The 6,194-nt window shown below is 27.3% G+C and carries 7 protein-coding genes; all 7 read right to left on the bottom strand.

The features are described 5' to 3' along the window. Positions 1-109: 109 nt before the first annotated feature. The 7 genes from HBE96_RS18010 to HBE96_RS17980 all read right to left on the bottom strand — a co-directional run bounded on the left by HBE96_RS18010 (position 110) and on the right by HBE96_RS17980 (position 5,959). A complete protein-coding gene (locus tag HBE96_RS18010) occupies positions 110-676 on the bottom strand; it encodes a recombinase family protein (protein ID WP_169299106.1) in 567 nt (188 codons plus the stop codon). 135 nt (positions 677-811) lie between these two features. Then, the gene (locus tag HBE96_RS18005; protein ID WP_169299105.1) at positions 812-1,225 is read right to left on the bottom strand and encodes a hypothetical protein; all 414 of its coding nucleotides are present in this window, start codon (positions 1,223-1,225) and stop codon (positions 812-814) included. 86 nt (positions 1,226-1,311) lie between these two features. Further along, on the bottom strand, positions 1,312-1,509 hold the full coding sequence (locus HBE96_RS18000; RefSeq protein WP_169299104.1) for a hypothetical protein: 198 nt from the start codon (positions 1,507-1,509) through the stop codon (positions 1,312-1,314). Positions 1,510-1,522: 13 nt separating this feature from the next. Beyond that, entirely contained in the window at positions 1,523-1,945 is a 423-nt protein-coding gene (locus HBE96_RS17995; protein WP_206154992.1) for a DUF6262 family protein, read from the bottom strand. Continuing rightward, positions 1,929-3,452, bottom strand: coding sequence for a tyrosine-type recombinase/integrase (locus HBE96_RS17990; RefSeq protein WP_169299103.1), 1,524 nt, complete (start codon positions 3,450-3,452; stop codon positions 1,929-1,931). Before HBE96_RS17990 ends, HBE96_RS17995 begins: the two co-directional genes overlap by 17 nt. After that, the gene (locus HBE96_RS17985) at positions 3,439-4,878 is read right to left on the bottom strand and encodes a tyrosine-type recombinase/integrase (protein WP_169299102.1); all 1,440 of its coding nucleotides are present in this window, start codon (positions 4,876-4,878) and stop codon (positions 3,439-3,441) included. The genes HBE96_RS17990 and HBE96_RS17985 overlap by 14 nt, the downstream gene beginning before the upstream one ends. Beyond that, positions 4,868-5,959 carry a tyrosine-type recombinase/integrase gene (locus tag HBE96_RS17980; RefSeq protein ID WP_169299101.1) on the bottom strand — a complete coding sequence of 364 codons (1,092 nt, stop codon included), beginning with the start codon at positions 5,957-5,959 and terminating at the stop codon, positions 4,868-4,870. The genes HBE96_RS17985 and HBE96_RS17980 overlap by 11 nt, the downstream gene beginning before the upstream one ends. Positions 5,960-6,194: the final 235 nt, after the last annotated feature.

Here is a 6,194-nt window from a genome sequence, read left to right as displayed (position 1 = left end):
TTATCTTTAGTGAGAGAGTGTATAACAAGTACTAAACTCTCACTAAAACTCACCTCTTTTCTTTTTATACTATTTCACGTGTATAACATGTTAATAACTTTGTTGATAACTATTTTTTGTTATCGTTCAGTAACTTAATTGTACGATTAAATATATCTTCTGTAATAAAACCATTTAACACATTTTTTTCATTTAATAAAATAAATCTTATAGAACTTTTAGACCAGTCTTTATTGCGATTAGTTTTAATTTCTAACCGATTTAGTTCATCAACAATTCCTTGTAAGCTTTTTCCTTCAAGATATAATTCATATATCTTTTTAATAACTTCTTTATTAGAATAAGCTTTTCTACCAGCGTTTCTTTCGTTCAGTTTTATTTGTGAACTATCTACTTGTTCTTGCAGAGCTTTAATCTTATCTATTAATTTGTCACGTTCTTTGCTATATTTATCTTTTAGATTTTCATACATCTTTCTATATTCTGTAGTTAACATATTTTGATTTTCAAATTCTTTTGCTAAAAAATTATATTCATCAATAGATACTACTTTTTCTTTATCTCTTAACTCATTTATTTCTTTATTGAGCTTATTTATTTCTGAACTTTGAAAATCATTAATAGATTTTAAACTATTTATTTGTTCTTGAAGTTGTTTAATTGTAACTCTTGGCATAAGTATTAACCCCCGTTTAGTAATTAATTTATAAACTATACAATTTCAAGTATACATCCTTTATAAATGTAGTTCAATAATTAATTATTAAACATGTGTGATTGCTGAATAATATAAGAATATTCCGTATTAAATCTACATTGAAGTAATGCCGTTCATTAACAAGTATAGTACTATTGAATAAATACCCATTATGGATGATATTACAGGTAATATCGTAAATTTACTATCTCTATACATGTAAAAGTGTACGCCAAATGTAAGAATTATTAAAAGAAACTCAACAGCCCAATAATTAAAAATCATAAATGGAAATCCTATTATGCCAAGTAATACAACCATAATAATTGTACTTTCTGGTTTTTTTATTTCTTTATTTATTCTAAAGAATAGAACTCCAAATGAAATGCCCAGTAAAGCCGAACCTACCCATAATATATCTACTAAATTTATTGGATAATTTGAAAGTTTATCATTAAAAAATAAATATAAAACTATAGACTGTAGAATTATCATTATAGTAACAATAATTGAAATAAACTTTTTCATTAAATATATTCCTCCATCCACGTTTGTCACAATAATTTACTAATCTGACATAAATATAGCAACAATTATTGTTCAGTAATTAATTATTAGCTGAATTCTTTACCTTGCATCATCTTTCTTATCTGTTCCCAAATATCCTGTTCCGAGTATACATTCATACTTCCGTCTTCATCTGGTTCAGTTTCTTTACCAAACTTCTCAAGAATTTTCTTTTCCATATCTGCTGATATATTCAAAAATGACTTTTCTCTTAAATCCTTTATATATTTTTTAGTAACAATCATGGCTTTCTCCCTATTATTTTAATTTTAATATTTGTTCTCTAAGCCTTTTATTTTCATCTTTAAGTTCTTCCATTTCAACTAATTGAATGATTAGTTTTTGCTTATCTTCTTTTAAGTTCCTAATTTCCTCATAAAGTTGCTTTATTTTATCGTCTTTAGCCTTAATTTTATCTTTAGGTGTAACAACTATACTATCATTAGGAACACCTTTCTCAATGGCTCTTAAGCTTAATATACGCTCTTTTAGAATGTCATTATTATATAGAGTAGCCTTAGATACTCCTGCTTCTTCGGCTACTGTTTTAAAGTTAATCTTCTTAGTTTTAGAACGCTTTAATTTATCTATTACTTTATTAACCTTGTCGATAGTTTCTTGGTTCTTCTTTTCTGCAAATTCTTTTAAACCTTCTGTATTTCTATTAGGCTTCTTTATCATTCATTTGCACCTCCAAACTATCTACTAATGGTTTTAAATACTTATATTTAACATATTGTCTCTCCCAAGACCTTTGTTGTTCTAACTCTTTATACCTTGCCATTTCTTTTTCCATAAGGTCTAATTCTTGCTTTAAGATAGGATAGAACTTAACCTCAGTAACGTAGTTGGGACAGTTATAGAAGAAACATCCATCACCATCAGAACAGTTACCCCTTCTAAAGTCATATAGGCATACACCTGTTGGCAAAGGATTAAAACTCATAGATTTAGATAAGTTAGATATTATATCATCAATTTCTTGCTCTGTTTTACCTCTGAACTGTTCATCAAGTTTAGATTTAATTTCCTTTGCTCTAAGTCCAGCAATTTTAGAATCTTTTCCAAGTATCATATCTGAATATATTGCTTTAACTTCTTCCTCTTCTAAAGTAAGGTAATGTGAAGTCATTTCAATAGACACATGAGAAAACTGTTTCATGATATGTGTTATTGAAACTTTTTGTTTTATAAGTTCTCTAACAAATGTTGCTCTAAATTGGTGAGATTTTAATGGATATAAATTTCCTTTATTATCTCTTATATCCCATCTTCTAATAAAATTAGGTAGTCTTTTTTCTCCCCAACCTTGAACTTTTAAAACTTGAACACCCCAATTCCTAACCAAAAATAATTCTTTTAATTCACTTTCTTCTCTTAAGTCTTTAGTATATTCTTCAAGTTCTGCAACGATATCTTTAACTAAATCATTAATAAAGACTTTATGGATTATAGACTCACCTTTTTCAGTTTTACTAAGAGTAACTTCCATATAATCATATCCATCATTCGTTGTGTGAACGCAACCTTGTCGGATAGATAACACTTCATTAATTCTAAGTCCAGTTTGGCTTTGAATTAATATTCCTGCCTTAGTTAAGATATTCTTTTCTTTTAATGCACATTGAATTATTTTATCAAATATATCTTCTGGAATTGGTTTAGTTTTATTTTCTTTTAAAGCCTTTTTTCTATCCCATAAATCATTAGAAGTAAAATCTACAAAGATATTATTTTTAGGTACGTTCCAACCTTTTATTTGACCTATTTTAATAATTTCCTCAACAACTTTTGATGATATATAACCACTTTGATTAGCAATTTTTTTATCTTCTTTAAGCCATAATGAATAATTTAAAAATACTTCTTTAGTTATTTCATTGAAACTATCAATAGTATTTAAATTACAATACTCAATAAACAAAGGTAAACAATTCATATAAACTATTATACTTTGAGGTTTAATTTGTCCTAATTTATAGTAAGAATAAAGTTTTGTTGTAAGTTTCATACCTCCATTTTTTATAAAATTAAAGTTGATTTTCTTTGCACTATCTTTAGTTGTTTTAGCAGTTATAAAAGGTGATAAATCCCATATATCATCAATAAACTTAGAGTTTCCAATAGTTATATTACTATAATCACTTTCAGTAGTTATTAGTTGTAAATTTAACTTAGTTATTGCCATCCTGTATTTCCTCCAATCTCTTTACAATCTCTTTTAGGATTTTAATGGTAGGGAGGAAATGTTCGGCATAATGGTCGCCATAGATATTTCCCTCTAATTGCTTTTCTAACTCTGCTAAATGGTTTTTATGAGCCTGTAAATACTCTGGAGTAGTGATGTATCTACTACAAGTGTAGCATTTCTGCCTTTTCAACAATCTATCGCAAATCTTTCCGTCACTACAAGGCTTAGTGCAATAACCATCTTCCATTCTTGCTCCTTTATCCTTGTTTTCCTTGAACCAAATTAAATCTTTTTTATCTTCTATAACTCTTTCATCAACTTTATTTATATTGCCAATAATACCTATATTCTTAAATACTTCAGCTCTTTCTTTATCTTTAACATCTGCATAACTCTGTTTAGTTGTCATAGGAGAAGAATGTCCTAAAACTTCTTGAATAGCTTTTAAATCAGTTCCTTTAGATAACATATCAGTAGCAAGTGTTCTTCTAAATTGATGTGCTGTAAGATTATAATATTCACCATTTGTATCTTTAATATCATTGTTTTGAATAAATGCATTAAACCAAGGTACTATTTGTTGAAGATATAAATTTTGAATTTTCCCTTTGTTTTTACCCTTTTGAAGTTTATATATGAATAAATAATCTTTTATCTTATCATTAGCCTGTTCTCTTAATTCTTTTGTATGTTCTATCAACTTTTCGACTGCGATAGCACATTCATTAGGAATAGGCATTGGTTGACGTTCCTTACGATTTTTATGGTCATACCAAGTCAATGTGTATCCACTAATTAAATGTGGCTTAACACTATCGATGTTTAATTTAAGCATATCTCCAATTCTCATTCCCGTTGATTGAAGAATGATTATTCCATATTTAATATAAGGATTTTCTTCATCAACTAAGGCTTTATTTATTTGTTCTAAAACTTCATCAGGAATAAAATCTATTTTAAGTTTTCTATTAATTCCTGTATATTCATTACCTGTAAATATCTCGATTTTAGGCACTTCATTAGGCATATATAATTGTCCCCAACGAATTATTGCTTTCACTTTATCCAAATGCAATTTTTGACTTCCATAAGCAAGTGGTTTATTAGTATTATCTGAAATAAAAGTTTTAAGGTATGATATAAATAAACCAATATCATTATTTGTTAATTCTTTTAATGAATTTATATTATTAATTACTAAGAAATTATTAAATAACTTTAATCTATCATTATCGTCATATAACTTTTTTAATGATTTATTACCTTCTTTATAGTTTCTCCAAACATAAGCCTTGACTACATTTTTAATGCTATCACTCTCAATATATAAAAAATCAAACTTAAACTTTCTACCATAATATTGTGAATTGCTATCATTATCTATCAATTCCCACTTATCACCATTAGGCATTTTACTTGCCATTTGCTCCACCTCCAATTAAAGAACTCTTATTCCAATATCTACTTAAATTATCTTCAAGATATTGATTTGAAATATGAGTATATTGTTGGGTAGTTGTGATATGTTCGTGTCCTAATATTATTTTAACAACACTAATATCCATACCACTTTGGACTAAATCAGTTGCACAAGTATGCCTTAAATCGTGGAAATTCAGTTCTATTCTAGTTTTCTTTTTTACTGTATTAAACACTTCATATATTCCTCTATAAGTTAACGGTTTGCCTAAATTTTGCTTTTGCTGTGATACAAAAATATAACTATGTTCTGTATCTATGCAATTTCTTTCTTCCATTATGAAATTATCTATTTCTTCAAGTAGAGCCATTGGAATATATAAGTTTCTTCTTTTACCTTTAGATTTTATATTTTCTAACATTCCAATTTCTTTTGAAGTATCAGGATAAGGTATATCCTCAATTTGAAGTTCTAAAACCTCACCAATTCTTGCACCCGTAAGGTACATTATTTTAAATATTAACTTATCCCTCCAAGTCGGAAGTGTATTTAAAAATATTTCAGCATCACTGTCTGATATTAACTTAAAAGTAGTTTTACTTTCTTTAACTTTAAATATTGATTGCTTAGTTTTATTATTACTTCTTGCATGATGCAAAAGACTTTTAAACATATCAAATGGTCTATTTACTTCCTCCATTATGATAGGATTATTTATCTCTCTAATCATTCCGCAATACTTATAAAAGTTATAAACTGTGCTAAGTATTCTATTTATTGTTTTACCTGTACGCTTACTTTCTGTATATACACTAACTACGTTATCGATAGCATTAGGCTCTCTAAGGTATTCTATAAACCCTCCTATAATCTTAGGTGTTACTTCATCATATTGATAATGCTCTCTATTCAAGAACTCCCAATATATCTTTAAATCTGTTCCATTAGCCTTTATAGTGTTAAATGCTCTATCTTTTTGCCTAAGGTATTTCAAGTAGTCATATACTGGCTTAACCAACCTCATACTGTTATCTAACAAAATAACAATATCTTTTTCTTTATATCTTATCGTGTGTAATTCCACTTCTTTTGTTCCTCCATACTTATTTTATATGTCTAACAAGTTCATACTATCATTTTAACACTTATACCTAACCTATATCAATGATAATATTACCTTATTAATATTTATATCAAGCATGGTACTCACTTACTCTTATACACTCTCTATCTATACTATCTTATCCTTGTATAATACTACTATTCTGTATAGTTATATTATTATTTACTATCTATACTATAATCACTAAAGATAACAT

This window comes from Clostridium muellerianum (genome assembly GCF_012926525.1).
Taxonomy (GTDB): Bacteria; Bacillota; Clostridia; order Clostridiales; family Clostridiaceae; genus Clostridium_AM; species Clostridium_AM muellerianum.
The sequence above is the reverse complement of the archived record's forward strand: the minus strand, read 5'-3'. Positions and strand labels throughout refer to the sequence as shown.